At 66.1% G+C, this 26,981-nt stretch carries 22 protein-coding genes; 14 read left to right on the forward strand and 8 right to left on the reverse strand.

All coding sequences use genetic code 11. The features are described from left to right. Positions 1–74 precede the first annotated feature (74 nt). The 4 genes from QFZ70_RS11840 to QFZ70_RS11855 are packed head-to-tail and all read right to left on the reverse strand — an operon-like array spanning position 75 to position 3,614. The gene (locus QFZ70_RS11840) at positions 75–1,202 is read right to left on the reverse strand and encodes an adenylate/guanylate cyclase domain-containing protein (RefSeq protein ID WP_307095797.1); all 1,128 of its coding nucleotides are present in this window, start codon (positions 1,200–1,202) and stop codon (positions 75–77) included. Further along, a complete protein-coding gene (locus tag QFZ70_RS11845; RefSeq protein ID WP_307095798.1) occupies positions 1,192–1,791 on the reverse strand; it encodes a PH domain-containing protein in 600 nt (199 codons plus the stop codon). The genes QFZ70_RS11840 and QFZ70_RS11845 overlap by 11 nt, the downstream gene beginning before the upstream one ends. Then, the gene (locus QFZ70_RS11850) at positions 1,784–2,692 is read right to left on the reverse strand and encodes a biotin--[acetyl-CoA-carboxylase] ligase (protein ID WP_307095800.1); all 909 of its coding nucleotides are present in this window, start codon (positions 2,690–2,692) and stop codon (positions 1,784–1,786) included. Before QFZ70_RS11850 ends, QFZ70_RS11845 begins: the two co-directional genes overlap by 8 nt. Positions 2,693–2,726: 34 nt before the next feature. Next, positions 2,727–3,614, reverse strand: a complete 888-nt coding sequence (locus tag QFZ70_RS11855) for an NAD(P)-dependent oxidoreductase (protein ID WP_307095801.1) — start codon at positions 3,612–3,614, stop codon at positions 2,727–2,729. A gap of 222 nt (positions 3,615–3,836) precedes the next feature. Between QFZ70_RS11855 and QFZ70_RS11860 the strand changes: the two genes are divergently transcribed. The 3 genes from QFZ70_RS11860 (at position 3,837) to QFZ70_RS11870 (ending at position 7,469) form a co-directional block, all read left to right on the forward strand. After that, entirely contained in the window at positions 3,837–5,420 is a 1,584-nt protein-coding gene (locus QFZ70_RS11860) for an acyl-CoA carboxylase subunit beta (RefSeq protein ID WP_307095803.1), read from the forward strand. Then, positions 5,417–5,653, forward strand: a complete 237-nt coding sequence (locus QFZ70_RS11865; protein ID WP_307095804.1) for an acyl-CoA carboxylase subunit epsilon — start codon at positions 5,417–5,419, stop codon at positions 5,651–5,653. The genes QFZ70_RS11860 and QFZ70_RS11865 overlap by 4 nt, the downstream gene beginning before the upstream one ends. Positions 5,654–5,783: 130 nt before the next feature. Next, on the forward strand, positions 5,784–7,469 hold the full coding sequence (locus QFZ70_RS11870) for a DUF885 domain-containing protein (RefSeq protein WP_307095805.1): 1,686 nt from the start codon (positions 5,784–5,786) through the stop codon (positions 7,467–7,469). Positions 7,470–7,509: 40 nt separating this feature from the next. Here QFZ70_RS11870 and QFZ70_RS11875 read toward each other — a convergent pair whose 3' ends face one another. Continuing rightward, positions 7,510–8,484, reverse strand: a complete 975-nt coding sequence (locus QFZ70_RS11875) for an NAD(P)/FAD-dependent oxidoreductase (protein WP_307095807.1) — start codon at positions 8,482–8,484, stop codon at positions 7,510–7,512. 122 nt (positions 8,485–8,606) lie between these two features. On the opposite strand from QFZ70_RS11875, the gene QFZ70_RS11880 reads away from it, so the two are divergent. The 8 genes from QFZ70_RS11880 to QFZ70_RS11915 all read left to right on the forward strand — a co-directional run bounded on the left by QFZ70_RS11880 (position 8,607) and on the right by QFZ70_RS11915 (position 18,152). Next, complete coding sequence (locus tag QFZ70_RS11880) at positions 8,607–9,191, forward strand: helix-turn-helix domain-containing protein (protein WP_307095808.1); 585 nt, start codon at positions 8,607–8,609, stop codon at positions 9,189–9,191. Between the two features lie 175 nt (positions 9,192–9,366). Then, positions 9,367–10,818 carry a dicarboxylate/amino acid:cation symporter gene (locus tag QFZ70_RS11885; RefSeq protein ID WP_307095810.1) on the forward strand — a complete coding sequence of 484 codons (1,452 nt, stop codon included), beginning with the start codon at positions 9,367–9,369 and terminating at the stop codon, positions 10,816–10,818. 226 nt (positions 10,819–11,044) lie between these two features. Continuing rightward, on the forward strand, positions 11,045–11,731 hold the full coding sequence (locus tag QFZ70_RS11890) for a TetR/AcrR family transcriptional regulator (protein ID WP_307095812.1): 687 nt from the start codon (positions 11,045–11,047) through the stop codon (positions 11,729–11,731). Between the two features lie 19 nt (positions 11,732–11,750). Then, positions 11,751–14,273 carry an MMPL family transporter gene (locus QFZ70_RS11895; RefSeq protein WP_307095814.1) on the forward strand — a complete coding sequence of 841 codons (2,523 nt, stop codon included), beginning with the start codon at positions 11,751–11,753 and terminating at the stop codon, positions 14,271–14,273. Positions 14,274–14,318: 45 nt separating this feature from the next. Then, entirely contained in the window at positions 14,319–14,963 is a 645-nt protein-coding gene (locus QFZ70_RS11900) for a nucleoside triphosphate pyrophosphatase (protein ID WP_307095816.1), read from the forward strand. A gap of 130 nt (positions 14,964–15,093) precedes the next feature. Further along, on the forward strand, positions 15,094–16,908 hold the full coding sequence (locus QFZ70_RS11905) for a biotin carboxylase N-terminal domain-containing protein (RefSeq protein ID WP_307095818.1): 1,815 nt from the start codon (positions 15,094–15,096) through the stop codon (positions 16,906–16,908). Positions 16,909–16,926: 18 nt separating this feature from the next. Then, positions 16,927–17,367: a nuclear transport factor 2 family protein gene (locus QFZ70_RS11910; RefSeq protein ID WP_307095819.1), complete on the forward strand. Its 441-nt coding sequence runs from the start codon at positions 16,927–16,929 to the stop codon at positions 17,365–17,367. A gap of 47 nt (positions 17,368–17,414) precedes the next feature. Beyond that, a complete protein-coding gene (locus QFZ70_RS11915; protein ID WP_307095821.1) occupies positions 17,415–18,152 on the forward strand; it encodes a glutamine amidotransferase in 738 nt (245 codons plus the stop codon). A gap of 59 nt (positions 18,153–18,211) precedes the next feature. Here QFZ70_RS11915 and QFZ70_RS11920 read toward each other — a convergent pair whose 3' ends face one another. After that, the gene (locus QFZ70_RS11920; RefSeq protein WP_307095823.1) at positions 18,212–19,624 is read right to left on the reverse strand and encodes an MFS transporter; all 1,413 of its coding nucleotides are present in this window, start codon (positions 19,622–19,624) and stop codon (positions 18,212–18,214) included. A gap of 277 nt (positions 19,625–19,901) precedes the next feature. Here QFZ70_RS11920 and QFZ70_RS11925 point away from each other — a divergent pair, with 277 nt between their 5' ends. Genes QFZ70_RS11925 through QFZ70_RS11935 form a run of 3 tightly spaced genes read left to right on the forward strand, consistent with a single transcriptional unit; the run spans position 19,902 to position 25,145 of the window. Then, on the forward strand, positions 19,902–21,374 hold the full coding sequence (locus tag QFZ70_RS11925; RefSeq protein ID WP_307095825.1) for an MFS transporter: 1,473 nt from the start codon (positions 19,902–19,904) through the stop codon (positions 21,372–21,374). A 1-nt stretch (position 21,375) separates the two neighbouring features. Further along, the gene (locus QFZ70_RS11930; protein ID WP_307095826.1) at positions 21,376–23,592 is read left to right on the forward strand and encodes a molybdopterin oxidoreductase family protein; all 2,217 of its coding nucleotides are present in this window, start codon (positions 21,376–21,378) and stop codon (positions 23,590–23,592) included. Continuing rightward, complete coding sequence (locus QFZ70_RS11935; RefSeq protein WP_307095828.1) at positions 23,589–25,145, forward strand: FAD-dependent oxidoreductase; 1,557 nt, start codon at positions 23,589–23,591, stop codon at positions 25,143–25,145. Before QFZ70_RS11930 ends, QFZ70_RS11935 begins: the two co-directional genes overlap by 4 nt. 109 nt (positions 25,146–25,254) lie before the next feature. On the opposite strand, the gene QFZ70_RS11940 is transcribed toward QFZ70_RS11935, so the two are convergent. Together QFZ70_RS11940 and QFZ70_RS11945 are read right to left on the reverse strand one after the other, a co-directional pair. Next, positions 25,255–25,440 carry a PspC domain-containing protein gene (locus tag QFZ70_RS11940; RefSeq protein WP_307095829.1) on the reverse strand — a complete coding sequence of 62 codons (186 nt, stop codon included), beginning with the start codon at positions 25,438–25,440 and terminating at the stop codon, positions 25,255–25,257. Positions 25,441–25,518: 78 nt separating this feature from the next. After that, positions 25,519–26,934, reverse strand: coding sequence for an NAD(P)H-quinone dehydrogenase (locus QFZ70_RS11945; protein ID WP_307095830.1), 1,416 nt, complete (start codon positions 26,932–26,934; stop codon positions 25,519–25,521). Between the last annotated feature and the right edge of the window lie 47 nt (positions 26,935–26,981).

Below are 26,981 nucleotides of genomic sequence, written 5' to 3' on the forward strand. Positions count from 1 at the left end.
TAAATTAGTGGTTCGGTCACAGGAACCATGGATTCCGGGCAGCGATCCCCTGCCCCATACCAACGGTCAAGATGCTAGTCCAGGACCAGCCCCTTGCCGAGCCCGCGGGTGAGGCGCACCGGGCGGATCTCACCAAAGCCGCGGACATTCTCCGGAGGCTGCGGCAGCATAACAAACCGTTCGTCGTGCTCCAGCGCGGAGGCAGTCATGGAGTCCACCAGTACTGTTCCAGGGTCCGCCAGCGTCGTCAGGCGGGCCGCAAGGTTAACAGTGGGGCCGTAAATATCGCCGAGCCGGGACAGGATCCTGCCCCAGACCATGGCCACCCTGGCTTCCGGCAGGATCTCGTCTTCGGTGAAGGCCTGAGCCAGCGCCAAGGAAATTTCCGCGCCTGCAGCCGGCGTCTCCGCAATGAAGAGGACTTCGTCACCAACGGTCTTGACCAGGCGGCCACCGCCGACGGAGATGATTTCCGCGCACTTGTTTTCGAACCGCTGGACCAGCCGGGCCAGCGTTTTTTCGTTCATGCGCCGGGACAGGCTGGTGTAGGAGACCAGGTCCGCGAAGCCGACGGCGCGCGCCAGGGGCAGCGGGGCGTCGTCTTCATCGCCTTCGCGGCCTTCCTCGCTGGCCTGCAGTCCGGCCTCGGCGCGGACCGCGAGCCGCTGGATACCGGCGTTGAGCTGACGGCGCCAGGAGTAGACCAGCATTTCCTCCAGCGCGTCCACCAGCGCCGGGAGCTCATTCACCAGGCGCTTGCGGGCGACGGCATCTGTAACGCCCTGTTCGTGCACCATGTCTTCCACCAGGGCTTCGATCTGCCAGACCACCATGCGGTCAGTCATCTGGCCGATGGAGCGGGTGACGGAGATGGCGGCTTCCTCCGTCAGCTTCCCGGACCGGACCAGGTCCACAACAGTGGAGAGGGCTGCCTGGTCACGCTCGGTGAAAGCAACGTCCTCGTCGCCGAAGTTGGGGAACCCGAGGGCACGCCAAAGTTTGCGCGCGGACAGCAGGGACAACCCTGCGCCGGCGGCGACTTCACGACGGCGGAGCTTGCGTTCCCCGCCCAGCAGCCGGGCCTCCAGCGCTTTCATTGCCAGCCGCTCGGCAGACATGGTGCCGGTGGCGGGATGGGCGTCGGCGGCCGGAGTCGGCGGCGCGATGGACTCGACGCTTTCCCGCTGGTGCTCATCGTTCATCTGGTCCACCTTCTCTCTTGTCCCACGGCAAAGCTCCGGCGGGGTGATCCGTTGTTCCGCCCGGCTGGGCGTCGTGCTCGTCCGGCAGGTCCCCGATGGCGTCGAGGATGAAGTCCCGGAACCTGGCTACTTCCGGCACATCAGGGAACGTGACCACTCCCTGGTATCCGATTTCCAAGGATATATTCCCGGAGCGGAAGAAACGTTGCAGGACCGACTCATGGACAGTCAGGTTGCGGACCGAAGCCAGGTACACCTGCTGGTCCTGCCGCTTCCACATTCCGGACCTGGCCACCAGCCGCCGGCTGGTCAGGGTGTAGCGGGTGCTGTGCCAGCGCAGCAACCTGGGCAGGCAAAAGCCCAGCCACACCGAAGCGGCCGCGAGGACACACCCCGTCACCAGCCACGGAGTCCATCGGCCCGCAAGAGCGGGAACAGCCCGCCCGGCTTCACCGCGGATCACCCAGGCGGAGCAGTAGGCCGCAATCGCCGGCGAAAGAATAAAGGCAACCATGGCGCCGGCGAGCTTCCTCGGCTGCGGGCGGGTGGTGACAATCACCTGCTCGCCCGGGACAAGGTCTTTACGCATAACCGCCTTGGCCGGAGGCGTCCGGGGAGGTCCACCGCCGCAGGTGCACCACGTCCCCGGCGGTGACCACGTGTTCGCGGGAGTCACGGTCCACCACCAGCAACGACCCGTACTCGTCAAGCCGGGACGCATGGCCGATGATCTCGTGGTCTCCCGGCAACTGCGCCCGCACCTGCTTGCCCAGGGTGACCATGACAGCCTCAACCCGCTTGTGCAGCGACGCGCCGCCCGCCATCCCTGCCGCCGGATCGCCGTCGGCGTTGCAGAAGCTGCGGTACAACACGGCAAACTTCGAAAGGTAGCTCTTCAGAAGGACGGTCCGATCCGCCGTCCGGGCCCCTTCCAGCATCACCGACGTGGCGGTGGGGACAGGCAGCTCCGCTGCACTGAGAGTCACGTTCAAGCCGGTTCCCAGGATGACGGGCGGCACGGAGCCGTCCACCATGGGGCCCAGCTGGGCCAAGATGCCCGCAATTTTCTTCCCGCGTACCAGGACGTCGTTGGGCCACTTCAGCTCGGCCGGGATTCCTGCGGTCTCCAGCAGGGTTTCGCGCAGCGCCAGCGCGGCAATCAAGGACAACCACGAATAGCTTTGCGTGGGCAGCGGGCGCCTTTCGGCGTTGGCCGGACGCAGGACAACCGAGACCGAGATGGAGCTCAGCGGCGGAGCTTCCCAGTGCCTGTCCAGCCGTCCCCTGGCAGCTGTCTGGTACTCGGCGGTGAGCACGGACAGGTCAGGCCAGGCAGCGGGCTCCACCGTGACAGACCGGAGAAGGTCGGCGTTGGTGGACCCGGTGGAATCCACCACCTCCAGCCGCGGGATGCCGGTGGCGGCCAGGAAGTTCTGGTCCGCCAGATCCCTCCGGTCCAGGGGCGTACCGGGGGCGTGTGCGTCATCCATAGCTAAATCCTACCGACATGGGCAGGAGGTGCCCCTACAGGAAGATGTCCGGCACCAACCGGTCCTCGGGAGCCCCCAGGCTGTAGGGACTGAAGTCGGCAACACCGGCCGCGGCGAGGACTTCCTCGTCCGTGTAGAAGTTCCCGCTGCCCCCGACGCCGGCGCGAAGGTTGGCCCCCGTGAGTATGGCGTGCGCGGCATCAGCCATGATCTGCGGGCCTCGCGCTGCCTGGACCATTTGTTCGCCGTGGGGCATATTGCGGATGGCCGCTGTGTCGATCAGGGTGCAGGGCCACAGCGAGTTGACCCTGATCCCGTCCGCTTTCAGTTCTTCCGCCAGCCCCAGGGTGGTCAGGCTCATCCCGTATTTCGCCATGGTGTAGGCCAGGTGCTTCCCCGCCCAGTGTGGATCAAGGTTCAGCGGGGGTGAGAGGGTGAGGATGTGCCCACCGGTGGATGCGCGGAGCGCGGGCAGCGCCAGCTTGGACAGCAGGAATGTCCCGCGGACATTGATGTCCTGCATCAGGTCGTACTTTTTCATGTCCACGGCGTCCGTGCGGGACAGGTCAATGGCAGAGGCATTGTTAATGAGGACGTCGATGCCCCCGAAGCACTCAACTGCCGCTGCGACAGCCCGCTCCACATCTTCATCACGCCGGACATCGCCGACCAGCGGAAGCGCCTGGCCACCGGCCGCCACCAACTGTTCGGCTGCGGTGTACACCGTGCCTTCCAGCTTCGGATGCGGCTTCCCGGTCTTGGCCATCAGCACAATGTTGGCGCCGTCTTCAGCTGCCCGGGCAGCAATTGCCAGCCCGATCCCGCGGCTTCCGCCGGAGAGCAGTACAGTGCGGCCGCGGAGGGAACCGGTTGGCCGGTAGGGGCTCAAAGCGGGTCCCAAAGCATCATTGCTCAAAGTCATAAAACCCACTGTAACCCAGATATGTTACTGACGAGTAACATGCTGTTGCCAGTCGCGGCACGGCAGAAAATTGTAGGTTTTCTACAGCGGCGGGCTCCGCAGGCGTCATTAGACTAGCCAGCAGGGTTCGTTCTTTGTGTGGATGCTACTTAACTCCCGCATCGGACCTGCCAGCAAGGACAGCGCCACAGGACCAATCTGCTACAGAGCCGGAGATATTTGATGAGCCACGATCTGACAACGACAGCGGGAAAGATCGCCGATTTCCGCGACCGCCAGGCCCGTGCCGAACAGCCCTCCGGCCCCGAAGCAATCGAAAAGCAGCACGCCCGCGGCAAGAACACCGCCCGGGAGCGCATCGCCCTCCTGCTTGATGTTGACTCCTTCGTGGAATTCGACGCCCTGGCCGTGCACCGCTCAACCGCCTTTGGCATGGAGAAGAAGAAGCCCCTGGGCGACGGCCTGGTCTCCGGTTACGGCACCGTGGACGGGCGCCCCGTAGCCGTCTACAGCCAGGACTTCTCCGTGTACGGCGGCTCCCTCAGCCAAGTCAACGGCGAAAAAATCGTCAAGGTCCAGGAATTCGCGCTCCGCAACGGCTGCCCTGTGGTCGGCATCCTCGACGGCGGCGGAGCCCGTATCCAGGAAGGCGTTGCATCGTTGGCCATGTTCGCGGACATCTTCCGCAACAACGTCCATGCCTCAGGTGTGGTGCCGCAGATTTCCCTGATCATGGGCCCCTCGGCCGGCGGCGCCGCGTACTCCCCCGCGCTTACCGACTACGTGGTGATGGTGGACAAGACCTCCCACATGTTCATCACCGGCCCAGACGTCATCAAGACTGTCACCGGCGAGGATGTGGACATGGAAACCCTGGGCGGCGCCCGCCAGCACAACTCCACCACCGGCACGTCCACGTACTTGGCTTCCGATGAAGCCGACGCCCTCGAGTTTGTCCGCGAACTGCTGGACTTCCTGCCCTCCAACAACCTCTCCGAGGCCCCCGTGCTGGACCACCAGCAGGAGCTGGAGGTCGACGACGACGACCTCGCCCTGGACACGCTGATCCCGGATTCGGCCAACCAGCCCTACGACATGCGCAGCGTTGTTGAGCAGATCGTGGACGACGGCCACTTCCTCGAAATGCAGGCCCTTTACGCCCCCAACGTCATGATCGGCTACGGCCGGGTGGAGGGGCACACGGTGGGCATTGTGGCCAACCAGCCCCTTCAGTTCGCCGGCACCCTGGACATCGCCGCATCGGAGAAAGCCGCCCGCTTTGTCCGCCACTGCGACGCCTTCAACATCCCCATCATCACCCTGGTTGACGTTCCCGGTTTCCTGCCCGGCAAGGACCAGGAATTCCAGGGCATCATCCGCCGCGGAGCCAAGCTCCTGTACGCCTACGCCGAGGCCACCGTGCCCAAACTCACCGTCATCACCCGCAAGGCGTACGGCGGGGCCTACATTGTGATGGGTTCAAAAAAGCTGGGCGCAGACCTGAACCTGGCATGGCCCACGGCGCAGATCGGCGTCATGGGGGCACAGGGCGCAGTCAACATCCTGTACCGCCGCGACCTTGCCGCAGTGGCCGAAGCCGGCGGGGACGTTGAAGCCCGGCGGGCTGAGGTCATCCAGCAGTACGAGGAAGAGCTGCTGAACCCGTACCAGGCCGCCGAACTGGGCTACGTTGACGCAGTCATCGCCCCCTCCGAAACCAGGACCCAGATCATCAAGGGCCTGCGCGCGCTCCGTGACAAACGCGCCAGCCTTCCCACCAAGAAGCATGGGAACATTCCGCTGTGATCCCCAACCAGCCCACCAAAGAAGCCAACGCACCCGCTAAGCCGCTGCTCTCTGTTGTCAAAGGCCAGCCCACGGCCGAGGAACTGGCCGCACTCACCGCCGTCGTCCTCTCCCTGGGAGGTGCCGAACCTGCACTCGCCGACAAGCCATCGGTGCGCCACTGGGTGCGCCGGCAGCAGCTGCGGCTGGCCCCCACCCCCGGGCCGGGAGCGTGGAAGCGAAGCCGCGGCTGAAAGCCTCCCCACCGGCTCCCAAATTTCGCTTTGCTCGACTTGGGGCCCTCGCCGGCGTGGGCCCGCGGCCAGGGAACCCTCGGCGGCGTGGGCCCACAACTTCACAATCCGGGGGGTTTAGTCTCGGAGAGTGACTACAGACACTGCTCCTGCCGCCCGCCCGATAACCCGCATCGACGCCGTCGCGGACAGCTACACGGACACGCTTATCAGGCTTAATCCGTCCCTGGCCACTACCCTTGGCGTCCCCGGACACGAGACCAAATTCCAGGACTTTTCCCCCGCCGGCCTCGCGGAAATCGCTGAAGCCGCACGAAAGGCCCTCACGGAACTTGAGGGACTCGAGCCCGAGGACGACGTCGACACCGTCACCCTCGACGCCATGCAGGAGCGGCTTGGCCTGCAGCTGCTGATCCACGCGTCCGGCTGGGATTACGCGAACCTGAACAACATCGCCTCCCCCGCCCAGGACATCCGCTCCATCTTCGACCTGATGCCCACGGAGACGGAGCAGGACTGGCAGCACATCGCCGGCCGCGCATCGAACGTTCCAGGGGCCATCGGCGGTTATATGGAATCCCTGCGGCTTGCCCGGGACGCCGGCCGGGTTGCGGCTGCACGGCAGGTGAACATCGTTATTGAGCAGGCCACGAAGTATGCCGCCGAGGACGGCTTCTTCGCGAGGCTTTCGGCAGGAGCCGCCACGGCCGCCGGTCCCCTGCCCGCCGCCGTCCAGGAAAAGCTCGACGCCGGGGCTGCCGCCGCCCGAAGTGCCTACGCCAGGCTGGCAGAATTCCTCCGGACCGAGCTGCTGCCCGCCGCGCCCGAGAAGGACGCCGTGGGCCGCGCCCGCTATGCGCTGGCCTCACGTTCCTTCCTCGGCGCAACCGTGGACCTGGAGGAAACCTACGCCTGGGGCGTGCAGGAACTCGACCGTCTGATTGCCGAGCAGGAGCAGGTGGCGCACACCATCAAGGCCGGTGCCACCATCGCCGAGGCCAAGGACATCCTGAACAACGACCCCTCACGCCAACTGAAGGGCAAAGAGGCATTGCGGGAGTGGATGCAGGAACTCTCGGACAAAGCGGTTGCTGAACTTGCCGGTGTCCATTTCGAAATCCCGGACGTCATGCGGACGCTCGAGTGCCTCATCGCGCCCACGGATGAGGGTGGTATTTACTACACCGGCCCCTCCGATGACTTCAGCCGCCCCGGCCGGATGTGGTGGTCCGTCCCGGCCGGTGAGGACACCTTCACCACCTGGGCCGAAACCACCACCGTCTTCCACGAAGGCGTCCCGGGCCACCACCTCCAGGTGGCCACTGCCACCTACCGCCGCGAACTGCTGAACACGTGGCGCAGGAACGTGTGCTGGACGTCCGGCCACGGCGAAGGCTGGGCCCTCTACGCCGAGAACCTGATGCAGGAACTGGGCTACCTGGACGATCCGGGCGACCACATGGGCATGCTGGACATGCAACGGATGCGCGCCGCCCGCGTGGTCTTCGACATTGGCGTCCACCTCGAACTCAGGGTCCCCGAACGCTGGGGCTCCGGCACCTGGACCCCGGACAAGGGCTACGAATTCCTGAAACAGAACCTGCCCATCAGCGAAGGACAGCTTAACTTCGAGTTTGCGCGCTACCTCGGCTGGCCGGGACAGGCCCCCTCCTACAAAGTGGGCCAGCGCCTCTGGGAACAGATCCGCGCAGAACTCGAAGCCCGCCCCGATTTCGACCTGAAGGAGTTCCACACCCGCGCCTTGAACGTCGGCTCAGTAGGACTGGACACCCTGAGGCGCGCGCTGATTGGCTGATTGTGCTGGCAGCCGGTATCCCCGGCGGAACTGGTGCCGCTCATCCTTTAACTGCTGCGGTCGCTGGGGTGGGGCCGAGCCTGCCTTCAACAGCCCACTGGGTTTCCTCTTCGATGAGGTCCGCGTTGATCCTTGCCCCAGCCATGACACCTTCGGCAGCCGCAGTGATCACCTGGGCCATCAGGTTGGAAACATTGCCCGCCGCGTACACGCCGGGGACGTCCGTGGCACCCATGGGGTCGGTCCCAATAAAGCGTCCCGCGCCCGACGGGTGCACCTGGGACGTCAGCCCCAGCGATTCCAGGAGCGCGGACCTGGCCTCCATTCGCGTGCCGACCGCCAGCGCGCCTATGTGGAACGAGGTGCCTTGGCGGAGCGTGACCGCCTTGAGGACACCGTCCACAGCGTCAACGGAAGCCATGGGTCCGGCAACCACCGTGACGGACCGGGCAGCAAGCTTGTCCCATTCCTCATCAGTGGGTTCCACGGTGTCGTTCAGGAAGAGGGTGATATCGCTGGACCATTGCCTGAACAGCAGCGCCTGATGGACGGACAAAGGGCCCGTTCCCAGCACGCCGATGTGTTGCCCGCGGATTTCCCAGCCATGGCAGTAGGGGCAGTGCACAACACCCTTTCCCCATTGCTCCCGCAGCCCAGGGATGGGAGGCAGTTCGTCCGTCAAGCCGGTGGTGACGAGGAGTCGCCGGCCGGCGAACCGGCGGGCATCTTCGGTTACCACCTCGAAGCCATCAGGCGTGCGCCGCGCTGAAACAGCTTCGGCGTCGATAACCGTACCGCCATAGGAGAGCACCTCGTTCCGCCCGACGGACAGAAGGTCCGAGGGCGTCATTCCGTCCCTTGAAAGGAAGCCGTGCACTCCCGCAGCGGGTGCATTCCTTGGTGTTCCGGAATCTATGACCAGCACCGAGCGGAGCGCCCGTGCCAAGGTCGTCGCCGCGCTGAGCCCTGCGGCACCTCCGCCAATAATTACGACGTCATACCCTTTGGTGTCCATGCTCTTTTGTCCTTCCTCGCGTTCTGTACCTTCGCCGCAAGCGTCCCCGGGGCGGTGACACCAGCCTCTACCACCCCAAGGATTGCTGGCAATCTTATTTGCCAATATGGCAAAATAGTGGAATGGCAACTGACTTGGACGACCTTCTCGGGGCGGTCGGCCCCCGGCTACGGGCGATCCGCACGGAGCGGAACCTCACCCTTGGCGACGTTTCCTCAGCCTCCGGGGTATCGGTGAGCACCCTTTCCCGCCTGGAATCCGGCCAGCGCCGGCCGAACCTCGAAATCCTGCTGCCTCTCGCGCGGCTGTACGGGGTTCCCCTCGATGACCTGGTGGGTGCCCCGCCCACCGGTGATCCGAGAATCCACCTGCGCCCCATAACCCATGCCGGCATGACGGCTGTTCCCCTGACCCGGCGCCCCGGCGGACTGCAGGCCTTCAAAATGGTGCTGACCGGCGATGCCCGCGGGGCTGAGCCGGATCCGCGCGTTCATGAAGGCTACGAGTGGCTTTACATCCTCAACGGACGGCTGCGCCTGGTGCTGGGCGATAAGGATTTTGAACTTCGTGCCGGGGAAGCCGCGGAGTTCGACACCCACACGCCGCACTGGTTCGCGAGCGCCGACGGCAGGACCGTCGAGTTCATCAGCCTGTTTGGGCAGCAGGGCGAGCGGATGCACGTACGCGCGCGGCCCCGGCCAACCTAGCCAAGGCGGTCCGCAGAAGCGAGATGTTAAGCACCTTCACCGGGGGAATAACTTCATAAAAGAGCAGAATACCGCTGTTTTTACGGGACCTACACCGTCCCTTCGTTCATGCGGGGCCGTAACATTTCTCAACATGCGTTCGCCGTGATAATGGGGTTGGCTTTAGCGTATTCGGGTGAGCACATCAACCCGCACCCCAGAATCCGCAGGAAGGACCGGCTTCCAGCTGCCCAAATGGGCTGGCTCGTTCGGCTTCCAGATCATCGCCGCCCTCATCGTAGGGCTCGGCCTCGGCCTGCTGGCCAAGTACACCGGCAGCACCAAAGCCAGCCCCAACGGCCTCGGCGCCACACTCCAGACCATCGGCTCCAGCTACGTATCGCTGCTGCAGACCGCCGTCGTCCCCCTGATCTTCACCGCCGTCGTCAGTTCCATCTCCAACCTGCGCCAGGTGTCCAACGCCGCCAAGCTGGCCTGGAACACGCTGCTGTGGTTCGCCATTACCTCCCTGATCTCCGTGCTGATCGGCATCGGCCTGGGCGTCCTCCTGCAGCCCGGCGCCAACACAGGCATCACCGGTCAGGGCGAAGCCCCCAGCAAGGTGGGTGACTGGTGGGCGTTCCTGATCGGACTGTTCCCCAAGAACTTCCTGGGCCTGGGTGCCAGCTCCACCGTTGCCGAATCCGGCGCCGTCACCACCTCCGTCAGCTTCAATGTGCTCCAGATCCTGGTGATCGCCATCGCCGTAGGTGTTGCCGCGCTCAAGGTAGGCAAGGCCGCCGAGCCCTTCCTGAACCTGAATGCCTCTGCCCTGGCCGTCATCCAGAAGGTCCTCTGGTGGATCATCCGCATCGCGCCGCTGGGTACCGTGGGCCTCATCGGCAACGCCGTCGCTGTCTACGGCTGGGACACCATCGGCTCGCTGGGCAAGTTCACCTTCGCCATCTACGTTGGCCTGGCCCTCGTACTCTTCGCGGTCTACCCCATCCTGGTCCGCACCCACGGACTGTCGGTCAAGCAGTACTTCTCCGGCGTCTGGCCCGCCGTCCAGCTGGCCTTCGTTTCCCGCTCCTCGGTGGGCACCCTGCCCCTGACCCAGCGCGTGACCGAACGCAGCCTGGGCGTGCCACGCGGCTACGCTTCCTTCGCCGTGCCGCTGGGCGCCACCACCAAGATGGACGGCTGCGCTGCCGTCTACCCCGCCATCTCGGCCATCTTCGTGGCACAGTTCTTCGGCATCCAGCTCGACTTCAGCCAGTACCTGCTGATCGCACTGGTATCCGTCCTGGGCTCCGCGGCAACTGCCGGCACCACGGGCGCCGTCGTGATGCTCACGCTGACGCTGTCCACGCTGGGACTGCCGCTTGCCGGCGTGGGCCTGCTCCTGGCTATCGACCCCATCCTGGACATGGGCCGCACCGCGGTGAACGTGGCCGGCCAGGCACTCGTCCCCACCATCGTCGCCAAGCGCCAGGGCATCCTGGACGAGGCCCTGTACAACGCACCCCGCAACGGCACCCCGTTTGTTGACGACACTGTCGATGCCGCGGAAAACGCTGCTGACGCGCCGTCCGACGGGACCTCCACGGACACCACAACGCGTGAACTGGCGGACGTGAAGGCCTAAGGCCCGCTGCTCACCCTGCTGCACAAAGAAGCCCCCGGGAATTCTCCCGGGGGCTTCTTTTGCGTGGGGGGAGGAACTTGTGCTGACATCTCCTGTCTACTGGATCCGTGGCATCACCAGCATCGCGGCTCAGGTTCTGGGAAGCTGTCCGGAACCTTTCATCTTCCTGTGAAAGTGAGCCCGCTGAAACTTGCCCAGGGTGCAAACTTGCACGTAGTGTAAGAGGGTGTCAACTTCCACTGAGCCGGCAGCATCGGCGGCTGCCAGCCCGTCCCGGCGTGAGCTGAACAAGGCAGCGACCCGTCAGGCAATCACCGAGGCCGCCTTGTCGCTGCTGCGTAGCCGCGGTCCGGGAAACTTCACCGTGGAGGACATCGCGGATGCGGCCGGAATTTCGCGGCGCACCTTCTTCAACTACTTCGGCAGCACCGACGCCGCCCTCGCGTCAGTTACGCACGGATTCCTGGACAACGCCATCCAGCAGTTCCGGCTCCGCCCGGCCGACGAACCAGTCATGGAATCGGCCCAGGCGGCCCTGATGGCCCTCGCGGACCCCATGACGGTAGCGCCGCTGGCCGAGCTCTTTACCCTCACCCAGCAGAGCAGCCTGATGTCCCACTCCGAACTGGAAGCCTGGGACCACTGCCGGGAACAAATCACGGCCGTGGCCCGGGAACGTGCGGCCGGAACGCCCAACGCTGCGGACGAACTCTACCTTCGCGCCTTCGCCGGCTCCGTGATCTCCTGCGGCAAGGCCGCCATGGAAGTCTGGTTTGCCCGCCGTGGCGCTGACCTTTCGCCGGCTTCCCTCGCCGAACTCCGTCAGCTGCTCATCGACGCCATGGCGCTCCTGGGTTCCGGCTTCACCACAGCCCAACCGTCTTCTTCATCTTCCGACTCCCGTTCCTCCTGATCAGATCGGTTTTCCCTTCATGGCACTGCTCCTGTACCGCCTGGGCAAGTTTTCCTACCGCCGGCGCTGGCTGGTCATCTCGCTGTGGCTGGCTGCCCTGGTGGCCGTGGGCGGTTCGGCTGCCGTTTTCCATGGCACGCTGTCCAACAACTTCCAGATCCCCGGCACTGAAACCCAGCGCATCGCCGACAAACTGAAGGAAGAGCTTCCTTCAGCGTCCGGCGGCAGCGCCACCATCGTGTTTGAGGCGCCCGACGGCGGCTTCACGGCCGAGAGCCGCACCGCCGTCACCGAGGCGCTGGCAAAGCTGAAGTCAGTGCCCGATGTCCGCGGCACCATAGATCCATTCGCCACCCAGGCACAGGTGGACCAGGCCGGGCAGGCCATCACCGACGGCGAGCAGCAGCTTGCCGCGGGCCAGGCACAACTTGACGCCTCCCGCACAGAGCTCGAGGCCGGCAAAGCCCAGCTCGATGAAGCCGAACAGCAGCTCGCAGCGGCCGGCGCCCCCGCCGCCCTGATCGAGGAACGGCTTGGCCAGCAACAGGCCGCCCTCGCGGAGGGTCAGGCAAGGCTCGACGCCGGCACCCGGGAGCTCGAAGCCAGCAAGGCCAAGCTTGAACTGGGCAAGCGCCAGGCAGACGCTTCCTCTGCCATCCGCTTTGTCTCCGAAGACGGCCGCGCCGCCGTCGCACAGGTTCAGTTCAGCACCTCCATTAACGGGCTGAGCCCAGAGGTCCGCCAGCAGGTCCAGGACATCGCGCATGAAACCTCAGCCGCCGGCGTCACCGCCTACGCGAGCAAGGAAATCACCGAGGACATCTCCGAACTCTTCGGCGCCGCCGAGATCATCGGCATCGCCGTCGCCGCCCTCGTCCTGATCCTCATGCTGGGAACGCTCATCGCCGCCGGACTGCCGCTGCTCATGGCGGTGATCGGTGTCGGCGTGGGCGTGGGCATCACCTTCGCCCTATCCGGCCTGTTCGACATGAGCTCCATCTCCCCCATGCTTGCCCTGATGCTGGGCCTGGCCGTGGGGATCGACTACTCCCTGTTCATCGTCAACCGGCACCGGACGCAGCTCCTTGCGGGCATGGACCAGGAGGAATCGGTGGCCCGCGCCACCGGCACCTCCGGCAACGCTGTGGTCTTCGCCGGCCTTACCGTGATCATCGCCCTCGCCGCACTCGTCGTGCCGGGACTGCCTTTCCTCGCCGTCATGGGCCTGGCCGCGGCCGGAACCGTGGCAGTAGCAGTCCTCGTGGCCATCACCCTCACCCCGGCCATGCTCTCCCTGATCGGCCGTCGCATCATCTCCCGGCGGGCCTGGGCCAAAGCCGAGGCCCATAACGCCGAACCCGGCCACGAAGCAACCGACGAAGCCCAGGACCGTGAGCGCAGCACCCACGGATGGGGCGGCCTCGTCACCCGGCACCCCGTGCTGGCACTCCTGGCCGGCGTACTCCTCCTGGTCACCCTCGCGCTGCCCGCCACCCAGCTGCAGCTTGCACTGCCCGACGGCGGCTCCGAACCGGTGGATTCCGAGGCCTACCAGGCCTACGACCTCACCGCCCGGAGCTTCGGCGAGGGCGTCACCGGCCCCATCGTGGCCGTGGGCGAATTCCCCGCAAACCTGGACGAAGCCCAGGCACAGACGCTGCAGTACGACGTCGCGGACAAGCTCCGGGCCGTGGACAACGTGGTGGCCGCCGTGCCCGTTGCCCTCAGCGAGGACCGCCGGACCGCCGTCTTCCAGGTGATCCCCAAGGAAGGCCCCGCCAGCGCCAGCACCGTGCAGGTGGTCTCCGAACTCCGGGGCCTCAACGACGACATCCAGTCCGAATTCGATGTAGCAATGGGACTGACGGGCCAGACCGCCGGCAACGTGGACGTCTCCACGAAGCTCGGTGACGCCCTGCCGCCCTACCTGGCGATCGTCGTCGGACTTTCCCTGATCCTGCTGCTGCTGGTGTTCCGCTCCATCGTGGTGCCGCTGCTCGCCACGGGAGGATTCCTGCTCTCCCTCGCCGCGGCGTTCGGCGCCGTGGTGGCCGTGTACCAGTGGGGCTGGCTGGGCGGCGTGTTCGACGTCGCCAACCCCGGCGCAGTCGTCAGCTTCCTGCCGATCATCCTCATCGGGGTGCTCTTCGGGCTCGCCATGGACTACCAGGTGTTCATCGCCTCCGGAATGCGCGAGGCCTACATGCACGGATCCTCGGCCAAGCAGGCGGTCCGGGTGGGCTTCCGCCACGCTGCCGCCGTGGTGACGGCCGCGGCGATCATCATGGTCAGCGTCTTTGCCGGCTTCATCTTCAGCCACCTCACCATGGTGCGGCCCCTCGGCTTCGCCATGGCCTTCGGTGTCCTGCTGGATGCGTTCGTGGTGCGCATGACCATTGTTCCGGCCGTGATGTACCTGCTCGGCGAGAAGTCCTGGTGGCTCCCCCGCTGGCTGGACCGCATCCTGCCTGACGTCGATGTAGAGGGCGCCAAGCTCAGCAAGCCCGAGGCAGCACCGGCACCAAATGCGCTAGTCCACTAGGGACGCCGGTCCACCAGGCCGGCGCTGATCAATTAGGCTGGGGCCGTGGTCCGCCTGATTCTTGCCTCCCAGTCCCCCGCCCGCACCAAGCTCCTCAACGAGGCCGGCATCCGCCATTCGATACTGGTCTCTGACGTTGACGAGGATGCCGTCCAGGCACGCTACGGCGTCACCGACCCGCACGATACCGCCCTGCTGCTGGCCAGGGCCAAAGCGGAGGCGGTGGCGGCGCTGCCGGAAGCGGAAGGGGCGCTGGTACTCGGGTGCGACTCCGTCTTCGAGTTCGACGGCGAGGCGCACGGCAAACCGTACACCGCCGCCGTCGCCCGGGAGCGCATGCTGCGGATGAGCGGCAACGCCGGCGTGCTGCACACGGGACATTGGCTAGTGGACTGCAGGGAGACGGACCCCGACGACGGCGCTGCCCCGGGCACGGGCGCCACCCTCGGGACCGTGGCTTCCGCGGAGGTTTCCTTCCTTGAGATGGATGCGGCCGAGATTGACGCCTACATCGCCACCGGCGAGCCGCTGCACTGCGCCGGGTCCTTCACCATCGACGGGCTGGGCGGGGCATTCATTCGAAAGGTCGACGGCGACCCGCACGCCGTCGTCGGCCTGTCCGTCTCCACGCTCCGCGGTTTGCTGGCCCAGGCACAGGTGCGCATCACCGACCTGTGGCCCGCGGCGTAAAGGTACGCGATTTCCGGGAGTCTTGTAGCTTCCCTACAAAGCCTGGGCTCTTTACACGCGGAATCCGCAAGTAATATCGGCGGAACCCTCAAAACCGCGCTAGGCTCCCTGAAGGAAAGAAGGAGACGCCTTGTCAGCAAATTTGGAGCAGTCCGCACGTCCCGCACAGTCGACCCTCACAAAGGTGCTGATCGCCAACCGCGGTGAAATCGCGGTGCGCATCATCCGCGCCGCCCGTGATGAAGGCATCGCCTCCGTTGCCGTCTACGCGGACGCAGACCGTGACGCCCTGCACGTCCGCCTTGCTGACGAGGCCTACGCGCTGGGCGGCAGCACCGCCGCCGAATCCTACCTGGTGATGGACAAAATCATCGACGCCGCCCGCCAGTCCGGTGCGGACGCCATCCACCCCGGCTACGGCTTCCTGGCCGAAAACGCGCAGTTCGCTGCCCGCGTGATCGAGGCAGGCATCACCTGGATCGGTCCCTCGCCCGAGGCCATCTCCGCCCTCGGCGACAAGGTCCAGGCCCGGCACATCGCCGAGAAGGTGGGCGCACCCCAGGTTCCAGGCACCGCAGACCCGGTCCAGTCCGCCGAGGAAATCCTTGACTTCGTGGACCAGTACGGGTTCCCCGTGGCCATCAAGGCCGCTTTCGGCGGCGGCGGCCGCGGCATCAAGGTTGCCCGCAGCCGCGACGAGATTCCCGAACTTTTTGAATCCGCTGTCCGCGAAGCCACCGCAGCCTTCGGCCGCGGTGAGTGCTTCATCGAGCGCTTCCTGGACGCACCCCGCCACGTCGAGACCCAGTGCCTGGCGGACGCCCACGGCAACGTGGTGGTGGTTTCCACGCGCGACTGCTCGCTGCAGCGCCGCAACCAGAAGCTTGTGGAGGAAGCCCCGGCTCCGTTCCTTACCGAGGAACAGAACCGCCGCCTGTACGAGTCCTCCAAAGCCATCCTGAAGGAGGCCGGCTACCTTGGCGCCGGCACCTGCGAATTCCTGGTGGGCCAGGACGGCACCATCTCCTTCCTTGAGGTGAACACCCGCCTGCAGGTGGAGCACTGCGTTTCCGAGGAAGTCACCGGCATCGACCTGGTGCGCGAGCAGTTTCGCCTGGCCCGCGGCGAGGAACTTGGCTACGGCGATCCCGAGGTCCGCGGCCACTCCTTCGAATTCCGCATCACCGGCGAAGACCCGGGCCGGAACTTCCTGCCGGCCCCGGGCACACTCCGGGTCCTGAAGAACCCCACGGGCCCCGGCATCCGCATCGACTCCGGCGTAGAGGAGGGCGATGTAATCAGCGGCAACTTCGATTCCATGCTTTCCAAGCTGATCGTGACGGGGGCGAGCAGGCCGCAGGCCCTCCAGCGCGCCCGCCGCGCCCTGGCGGAAATGGTGGTGGAAGGCATCCCAACGGTGATTCCGTTCGACCTCGCCGTGGTTTCGGACCCCGCATTCGCGCCGGCCGAGGGCCCCTTCAGCATCCACACCCGCTGGATTGAGACTGAATTCGTCAACAACCTCCCGGCATGGACCCCCGACGGCGGCGCCGGCACCGAGGCTGACGCCGAGGAGCGGCAGCGCGTGGTGGTTGAAGTTGGCGGCAAACGCCTCGAGGTAGTCCTCCCGGCCTCGCTCGGGACGGTGGGAACCGGCACCGCCGGCGCCGCAGCGAAGCCCGGCAAGTCGAAGAAGCGCGTCCGCTCGGGAGGCACGGCTGCAGCCACCGGCAACGCGCTGACCTCCCCCATGCAGGGCACCATCGTCAAGGTCGCCGTTTCCGACGGTGACGTGGTGGCCGAGGGCGACCTCGTAGTGGTCCTTGAGGCGATGAAGATGGAGCAGCCGCTTACCGCGCACCGCTCCGGAACCATCACCGGCCTGACCGCCGCACCCGGCGAAACAGTGTCAGCCGGCGCCGTCATCGCCACCATCGAAGACTAGCAAGCGCCGGAGGCCCCCATGCTCGCGCCCAGCTTTGAAGAAGAAGTGGACCGCTACCACCTCGCCGTCCCCGAAATCACCCGGGGAGACCCGGGACCCATCAAGGAGCTGTACTCCCGCCTCGACGACGTCACGCTGGCGAACCCATTCGGCGGCATCGCCCGCGGCTGGGCCCAGGTGGAAGCCCGGCTGGACCAGGCGGCCCGGCAGTTCCAGGACGGTGAAATGCTCGGATTCGACACCATCACGTCCTACACCGCCCGTGACACTGCCTTCCTGGTGGAGACGGAACATTTCCGTGCACGGCTGGACGGCGCCGCCGTCGCCGAGGAGTTCGCGCTTCGGGTGACCAGCGTCTTCCGCCGTGAGGAAGGGTACTGGAAGCTGCTGCACCGCCACGCCGACCCGGCTGCCCGGCCGCAGTCCCGCCGGTCCCTCAGCCAGCCCGCCGCCAACTGACCGGCTGACAAGCTGACAGGTTCCGCCGGAAAAGGCACACTAAGCAGATGTTGCCTTTCCTGCTCCTGGCGTCAAGGGCCGAAGACGCAGCTGCCGAGGACGAGTACGCCGCCTACCTCCGGTACGGCGGATTGGAACCCTCCGAGCTGCTGCGCATCCGGCTGGAGGCCGCTCCCCTGCCCGAACTGGACCTTGACAGCTACTCGGGCGTGATCGTGGGCGGCAGCCCGTTCACGTCCAGCGACCCGCCCGAACACAAGACTCCCGCGCAGCACCGTGTGGAGCGCGAACTGTCCGGGCTCCTGGACCAGCTGGTGGCCCGGGACTTCCCGTTCCTCGGTGCCTGCTACGGCGTCGGCACCCTCGGGAGGCACCAGGGCGCCGTGATCGACAGGACCTTCGGCGAACCACTCGGCGCCGCCGGGATTGAGCTGACGGACGCCGGCCTGACGGATCCGGTGCTCAGCGGCATGCCCAGGACGTTCACCGCCTTCACGGGGCACAAGGAAGCCTGCACCGTCCTGCCCGCGCACGCCGTGCTGCTGGCGAGGTCTGCCGCGTGCCCGGTCCAGATGTTCCGCATCCGCACCAACCTCTACGCCACCCAGTTCCACCCCGAGCTCGACGCCGAAGGCCTCTGCACCCGCATCGACATCTACCGGCATGCGGGCTACTTTCCGCCGGAATCGGCCGAGCAGCTGATGGACGACGCCCGGCAATTCACGGTCACCGAACCCATGAACATCCTGAAGAACTTTGTGGCCCGCTACGCCTCGGGCACATAAAAATGCCCGGCTGGTCCACAGACCAGCCGGGCATTCCGCTTGTTACAACGGCGGCGTTATCAGGCCACGTTGTTCTCGTAGTCCACGTCGCGGGTTTCCTTGCTGACGAACAAGGCGATGAGGGTCAGCACGGACATGGCGGTCAGGTAGACACCCACCAGTACCGGGCTGCCGTCCGCCAGTTCCCACAGGGCAACGGCGATGAACGGAGCCACCGCTGCGCCCAGGATGCTGGAGAAGTTGTAGCTCACGGCCGATCCTGTGTAGCGGACGTTCGTGGGGAACAGCTCCGGCAGCAGCGCCCCCATCGGCCCGAAGGTCAGGCCCATCAGGGAGAAGCCGATGACCAGCAGGGCCATGGTGCCAACGAACCCGCCGCTGAACAGCGGGACAAAAAGCAGGCCGAAAACGAAGATGCCGCCGGTGACCGCAAGCAGCATCTTGCGGCGCCCGTACTTTTCGGCCAGCGGTCCGGAGACCAGGGTGAAGATGCCGAAGAAGACGACGCCGGCGATCAGCATCCAGAGGAAGTCGTTGCGGGTGAAGCCCAGGCCCGGAACGAAGGCTGCCGCGGCGGCCTCGGTCATCGGTTTCCCGGCCTTTTCTGCGGCGGCCCGGGCTGCCTCGAGGCTGGCGGGGCGCGTGCCGTAGGTCAGGGTGAACGTGGTCATCAGGTAGAAGAGCACGTAGGTGGCAAGCATGATGAACGTACCGAGGATCAGCTGGCGCCAGCTGGTCTTGAATACCCGGCCCAGTGGCAGCTTGGCCACTTCGTTGGACTCAATCACCTTGGTGAAGGCCGGGGTTTCGATCAGTTTCAGGCGGACGTAGAGGCCGATGATGACCATCACGGCGCTGAGCAGGAAGGGCACGCGCCAGCCCCAGGACTGGAAGTCGGCCGGGGACAGTGAATAGCTGAAGACCAGGAAGATCACGTTGGCGATGATGAAGCCGATGGGGGCGCCCAGCTGGGGGAAGGTGCCGTAGATGGCCCGCTTGTTGGCCGGAGCATTCTCCGTGGCCAGCAGCGCAGCGCCGCTCCATTCGCCACCCAGGGCCAGGCCCTGGGCGAAACGCATAACCACCAGCAGGGCCGGAGCCCAGAAACCCCAGCCGGGAACCAGCGCGGTGGGCAGGCAGCCGATCAGGAACGTGGCAATGCCCATAGTCAGCAGTGATGCCACCAGGGTGCCCTTGCGGCCGAACTTGTCGCCGAAGTGGCCAAAGACAATGGAGCCGAGCGGTCGGGCGACAAACGCGACGCCAAATACGGCAAAGGAGCTCAGCAGCTGCGTGGTTTCGTTCTGGTTGGGGAAGAACAGCTGCGGGAAAACCAGGACGGCCGCGGTGGCATAGACGTAGAAGTCGTAAAACTCAACCGTGGTGCCGATCAGGCTGGCGACGATCACGCGGCCGCGTGAGTTCACCGGCTGCGGGGATCCGGGCACCGTGGAGGTATCGGTGGATGACATAGGTAAACGCTTTCATGAGAACCGGCCAGGCCGTGCGTAAAGGCCCGGCTCGAAATAGTTAGAGTTCAATATTAGTTCCGGCGGTCCAGTCAATGGACGAAAGGTCCACTATTCGGACCTGTGCCGTACGTCTCACTTTGTGGCCCCAGCCTATGCCTCACGTTCGCCAACGGCCACCGATAGGCAAATGTCACAGCGCGTTAACAAACATCGTCGGTCCGCGAAACGCGGCATCCCTACCTTGGAGGAACAACATCCCCCCAAAAGGAGGTACCCCGTGACTGTTGACCGCACCGCTGATGCCGGCCCCGGCAATTCCCTGGATCTGGACGAAGCCGCAAGGCCCGGAACCGCCGCATCCGCCAGCGCACAGCCCGGCTCTATCCGCACTTCAGAAGCCCCCGTCCTTGAATTCCGCCCCGGCCGCTGGATCGCCAACTGGGATGCCGAGAATAAGGAACAGTGGGAATCCGCCGGCCGCTCCATTGCCCGCCGCAACCTCAACTGGTCAATCTTCGCCGAGTTCCTCGGTTTCGTTGTATGGCAGCTCTGGTCCATCGTGGTGGTCCAGCTGCCCGCCGCCGGCTTCAACTTCTCCACTTCCGAAATCTTCTGGCTAATCTCCATGCCCAGCCTGGTGGGCGCAACCCTGCGCATCCCCTACACCTTTATGGTTCCGCGCTTCGGCGGCCGCAACTGGACCATCGTGTCCGCCCTGTTGCTCCTGATTCCCTCCATCGGCCTGGCCCTGTGCGTCTCCAACCCGGAAACCCCGTTCGGTGTCATGCTGCTCGTGGCAGCCCTCGCCGGCTTCGGCGGCGGAAACTTTGCCAGCTCCATGGCCAACATCACCTTCTTCTACCCGGCCCGGGAAAAGGGCTGGGCGCTGGGCCTGAACGCCGCCGGCGGCAACATGGGCGCCGCCGTCGCACAGCTCGCTGTCCCGATCGTGATCACCCTGCTCGCCGTGGGCACGGTCAACCTGCCCATGGCCGGCTGGATGTGGGTGCCGTTCATCCTGGTTGCGGCCTTTGGCGCCTGGAAGTTCATGGACAACCTCACCAGCGCCAAGGGGGACATCGCAGGTTCGGTGGCAGCACTGAAGGAACCGCACCTGTGGATCATGGCCTTGCTGTACATCGGTACCTTCGGCTCCTTCATCGGCTTCGCGGGTGTGTTCCCCAAGCTGATCAAGGACTATTTCCCGGCCTTCTCCTCCATCGGAGTGGGCACGGTAGCACTCTCGCTGGCGTTCCTCGGACCGCTGGTGGGCTCCCTGGCCCGTCCGTACGGCGGACGCATGGCCGACCGCATGGGCGGCGCCCGGATGACCGTGGCTGCTTTCGCTTCCATGGCCGTCATCACGCTCACCATGATCTGGACCCTGCCGCTGAAGAACTTCTGGCTCTTCCTGGTCCTCTTCCTGATGCTCTTCACCGCCAGCGGCTTCGGAAACGGCGCCACCTACCGGATGATCCCGGTCATCTTCGCCACCTCCAGCCGGGCAGCCCGGAACGGGGCAAGCTCAGTGGCAACCCAGCGCCTCGCGTCGTCGGCGCTCGGCCTGATCTCCGCCATCGGCGCCTACGGCGGGTTTGTCATCCCGCAGGTACTGAACGCCTCCAACACCGCCAGCGGATCGTACACACCCGCCTTCTACGGCTTCGTCGGGGCTTACGTCCTGATGCTGGTTGTCTGCTGGGCCTACTACATCCGCAATGCCAACCGAAATGCGATGGGACACGTCTAACATGACCAAAAGCGCCGACACGCACTGCCCTTACTGCGCCCTGCAGTGCGCCATGACGCTCACGTCTCCAGCGGGGCTGGCCCCGGCTTCCCAGCCGGGGCCAGTCCCCGTGACTGTCCTGCCCCTCCCGGCGTCTGCGGCCAAAAACGCGCCAGTCCTTCAAGTCAGCGGCCGGGACTTTCCCACCAACCGCGGCGGCCTCTGCCGCAAAGGCTGGACCTCCACCTCGCTCCTGAACCATCCGGGCCGGATCACCGAGCCCCTCCTGAAGGGCGCCGACGGCGTCCACCGCCCCATCAGCTGGGACCAGGCGCTTGAACTCGCAGTAGGCGCCGTGAAGGACGCCCGCGCCCGCTACGGCCGGGACTCGGTGGGCGTGTTCGGCGGCGGCGGCCTCACCAATGAGAAGGCCTACATGCTGGGAAAGTTTGCCCGGCTCGCCTTGGGGACTTCCCGGATCGATTACAACGGCCGTTTCTGCATGTCCTCCGCTGCGGCCGCAGGGATGCGGGCCTTCGGCGTGGACCGCGGCCTGCCGTTCCCGCTCGAAGCCCTGGACACCGCCAGCACCATCCTGATGCTTGGTTCCAACGTGGCCGAAACCATGCCGCCCTTCGTGCAGCACCTGAAGGGAACGCGCGACGCCGGCGGGCTGATTGTGGTGGATCCCCGCCGTTCACCCACGGCTGCTTTTACGGCCGACGGCGGCGGTCTCCACCTCCAGCCCCTGCCGGGCACCGACCTTGCCCTCCTGCTGGGCATCTCCCACGTGGTCATCCACGAAAACCTGGTGGACACCCCCTACATCGAGGAACGCACCTCGGGCTACAGCGCCGTGGTCCGCAGCGTGAACTCCTTCTGGCCTGAACGGGTGCAGTCCATCACCGGCGTCCCGGCGGAACTGATCCGGGAGACCGCACGCCGGCTCGCGGAAGGCGCACGCAAGGGCGGCAGCTACATCCTCACCGGCCGTGGCGTGGAGCAACATGTCGACGGCACGGATACCGCCACGGCAGCCATCAACCTCAGCCTCCTGCTCGGACTGCCCGGTTCGGCCAGCAGCGGCTACGGCACCCTCACCGGCCAGGGCAACGGCCAGGGCGGGCGCGAGCACGGCCAGAAGGCCGACCAGCTCCCCGGCTACCGCAAGATCACCGACCCCGCCGCCCGCGCGCACGTAGCCGGCGTCTGGGGCGTCCCGGAGGACCTTATTCCCGGGCCGGGCCTGCCGGCCGTCCAACTGCTGCAGTCACTGGGACAGCCCGACGGCGTCCGTTGCCTTTTTGTCCACGCCTCCAACATCGCCGTGGCTTCCCCCGACGCCAACGCGGTCATCAACGGCCTGCGCAGCCTGGACTTCCTGGTGGTCTGCGATTTCTTTATGTCCGAGACCGCGGCTGAGGCGGACCTCATCCTCCCCGTTCTCCAATGGGCGGAAGAGGAAGGCACGCTGACCAACCTCGAAGGCCGCGTGCTGCGCCGCCGCCGGGCCCTGACTCCCCCGGCCGGAGCCCGCAGCGAGCTCTGGATCATGGCACGGCTGGCGCAGGCCCTCGACGCCCCGTCCACCTACAGCGAAGACCCGGAAACTGTGTTTGAGGAACTCCGGCTCGCCTCGGCCGGGGGGCTCGCCGACTATTCCGGCATCAACTACGCCATGCTCGACCGCGGCGAAGCCGCCTACTGGCCCTACCCCGCCGGCAGCAACGGGACCCCGCGGCTGTTCCGGGAGAAGTTCGCGCACTCAGACGGCAAAGCCGTGATGACCCCGGTGACGCCCCGCCGTCGTCGTACTCCCGGCGCTAACCCGGATCCGGCTGCGAAAACCATGACCCTCATCACCGGCCGCCTCCTGGAGCACTACCAGTCCGGCGCGCAGACCCGCCGGGTATCCGAGCTGCTGGAGGCCCGGCCCGAAGCGAAGCTGCAGCTCCACCCCGCGGCCGCGGCGTCGATGGGCATCACCGAGGGCGCGTTCGTCTCGGTGGCGAATGAGCGCGGCGAGGTGCTGTGCCGGGCTGAACTGAGCCCCGCCATCCGCCCGGACACGGTCTTCCTGCCCTTCCACTTCCCCGAGCTCGAGAGCGCCAACCGCCTCACGGAGGCCGCTACGGACCCGATCTCCGGGATGCCCGAATTCAAGTTCAACACGGTGTGGGTGCGGCCGGTTGCCGCGCCGGTTTCAACCAACGTGCTTCAAACGATGGAGGCCTCATGAGCGAGGAAGTTGTCATTGTAGGGTTCGGGCCGGTGGCGGCGCGGCTGGTTGATGAGCTCCTGCCTGCCGTCCGCAGCGGCCATCTGAACCTCACTGTGGTGGGCGCGGAAGCGGAAGCTGCGTACAACCGCGTGTTGGTTGCCGACCTCGGCGTAGGGCGGACCACCGCCGATGTCCTGGCACTTTCCGACGCCGCCGCCCTGGCCGCGGAAGGTGTGGACGTCCGCCTTGGCGTCCGCGTCCGCCGCGTGGACCGCGCACGCCAGCAGGTCCTCCTGACCGACGGCGGGGCAGCACATTACGACCGCCTGGTCTTCGCTACCGGGTCCCGCCCGGTGATCCCCAACCTGACCGGCATCAACCCGGACCCCGCCGCGCCGGTCCTCCCGGCGGGTGTTACCGCGCTGCGCAACCTTCGTGACGCGGAGGTGCTGCGCCAGGCGGTGGACGGCGGCAAACGGGTAGTGGTGCTCGGCGGCGGCGTCCTGGGGCTGGAGACGGCCCTGGCCGCAGCGGAAGAAGGCGCCACCGTCACCGTGGTCCACAACGGACCCCATCCGCTGGGCCGCAACATTGACCGCGGCGGCGGCGCAGTCCTGGCGGCCAGCCTGCGGCGCTGCGGCGTCCGGATGGCCGGCAATGCGCGGTCCACCGGCGTGGAGCACAACGCGCCCGACGGCGGGTTCTCGGCCCTGCTGCTGGACGACGGGTCGGCAATCGACGGCGACCTCCTGGTCCTCTCGTGCGGTGTCCGTCCCCGCACGGAACTGGCAGAGGGCTGCGGGCTCTCCACGTCCGCAGGGATCCTGGTGGACCACCGCCTCCGGGCCCACCACGAGCCGCACATCTTTGCCATTGGTGACTGCGCTGAAGTCCGTTGCCCCGATCCGGACTGCGCGCAGTGCCGGAACGCCAAGGGCCCGTCCGGGCTTGTCGGGCCCGGGTGGCGGCAGGCGGAGTGGCTTGCGGAATACCTGACCCTGTTGGCGTCCGCCGCGGCCGTTGACGCGGACCTGCTGCCGGAATTGCCGCCCGAGCAGGCAGGCGTCATTGTCCTGAAGGCCCGGGGCATGAACATGGCAGTTGCCGGGGACAACGCTGCCGAACCCTGGGACGAGGAAGTCCTCACTGCCGGTGCAGTCAACGGCCGCCCTCGCCTGCAAATCGCACAGTGGGCCGATCCTGAACACGGCCGCTATGTGAAGATGACCACCCGCGGCGGTGTGCTGGAGGGCCTGGTGGCCGTTGGAATGCCGCGCACGGCCGCGGAACTGGTGGGGCTGTTTGAACGCGGTGCGGAACTGCCGGCCGACAGGTCCCTGCTCCTGCGCCTCGACGGGCCGGACCAGCTTCCGGGCGCTTCTGCCGACCCGCAGGGAACGGTCTGCAGGTGTGCGGGTGTCAGCGGAGCGGCCATCGCGGGCGCCGTGGAGGAAGGCTGCTCAACGGTGGCCGACGTGTCCAAGGCAACCCGGGCCGGCACCGGCTGCGGCGGCTGCCACGAGGACATCAAGGGACTGATCGAAAAACACTTTTCCCCAGCCGCGCCCTGACCTCGCAAGGCCACCCCGGCCCCTGCCCTCGCAAGCTCGTTCAGGGAAGCCGGCGGCCGTGGCCCCAGGCGGTTCCCGCCGGAGGTTGAGCCTGCCGGACCCTGTGCTCTTACACCGGTGCTTTGGGAATCATGATCCAGAGCGCGATGTACACCAGTTCGCCGATCCCCACCAGGCCGAAGATCACGAAGCCCAGCCGGACCAGGAATTTCGGGAGCCCGAACCGGGTGGCCAGGGCTGCGCAAACACCGCCGATGATTTTGCCGCTGCGGGGACGGACAAGGGCTGTTGTCATGCCGCCACGCTACACGAAAATGAGGCGATTGGAGCCTGGGTTTTCCTCCCAGCCGCTCCCTGGCCTCGATCACCCAAGCTACAGGTGCACGTGCAGCCGGCGCGCCGCTTCCGAGATGGACCCGGTCAATGACGGGTAGACGGTGAAGGTGCTGGCCACGTCATCCACGTGCAGTTTCTGCTTAACCGCGATGGAGATGGGGAAGATCAACTCGGAGGCGTTCGGCCCCACCACCACACCGCCGATCACCGTTCCGGAGCCCTTGCGGGCGAAGATCTTCACGAAGCCGTCCTTATGGTTTCGCATCTTCGCGCGCGCGTTGCTGCGCAGCGAAAGCTTGACCACGTCACCCTGGTACTTGCCGGAGTCAATCTCTGCCTCGGAAACGCCCACGTTAGCGATTTCGGGCGAGGTGAAGATGTTGGAGGCAACCTGGTGCAGCTTGAGCGGGGTGACACTGTCGCCCATAAAGTGGGCCACGGCGATGCGGCCCTGCATGGCGGCCACCGAGGCAAGCGGCAGCACCCCGGTGCAGTCACCCGCGGCGTAAATGTTAGGAGCGGTGGTCCGGGAGACGCCGTCCACCTTGATGTGGCCGCTCTCGCTGACCGCCACGCCGGCTTCTTCCAAACCGATGCCTGCGGTGTTGGGGATGGAGCCCAGGCAGAGGAGGCAGTGGCTGCCGGTTACCTTGGACCCGTCGCTGAGGGTGACCACAACGCCGTCCTCGGTCCGTTCCACGGACTCGGCGCGGGAGCGGGACAGGACGCGGACGCCGCGGCGCTCGAACACTTCCTCCAGCACCACTGCTGCATCCACATCGGATCCGGGAAGAACGCGGTCGCGGCTGGAAATCAGCGTGACCTTGGAACCCAAGCCGTTGTAGGCGGAGGCGAACTCGGCTCCCGTCACACCGGAACCCACAACGATCAGGTCCTCGGGCAGTTCATCGAGATCGTAAATCTGCGTCCAGTTGAGGATTCGCTCGCCGTCCGGCCGGGCCGTGGCAAGCTCACGCGGATGGGCGCCCACCGCGAGCAGGATGGTGTCCGCCTCCACGGTTTCCGTCCCCTCCGCCGTGAGGACCTCAATGGTGTGGTCGTCCACGAGCCGGCCGGAGCCGGTCAGGATGCGGACGCCCTGGTTGGCCAGGCCGTCATGGATGTCCTTGGACTGGCTGCGCGCCAGGTTGAGGAGGCGGTCGTTGATGTGCTTCAGGTCCGCACGCATCACCGGCACAAAGTCGCCGCCGTCGACGTCGAACTTTACACCCAGCTCCCCCGCCTCGGCGACGCGGGTCATCAGGTCCGCCGTGGCAATCAGCGTCTTGGAGGGGACGACGTCGGTGAGTACGGCCGAGCCGCCCAGCCCCGCCCGTTCGATGATCGTGACCTGCGCTCCGAGCGAGGCGGCCACCATGGCAGCTTCGTATCCGCCGGGACCACCTCCCAGGATTGCGATCCGGGGTGAGCTGAAATCTGGATGCGTAGTCACAATCAATCATTGTCCTGCATCCTCCCCTGACCACCAAAGAAAACGGT

Origin of the sequence: Arthrobacter sp. V1I9 (assembly GCF_030817075.1) — a bacterium.
Taxonomy (GTDB): Bacteria; Actinomycetota; Actinomycetes; order Actinomycetales; family Micrococcaceae; genus Arthrobacter.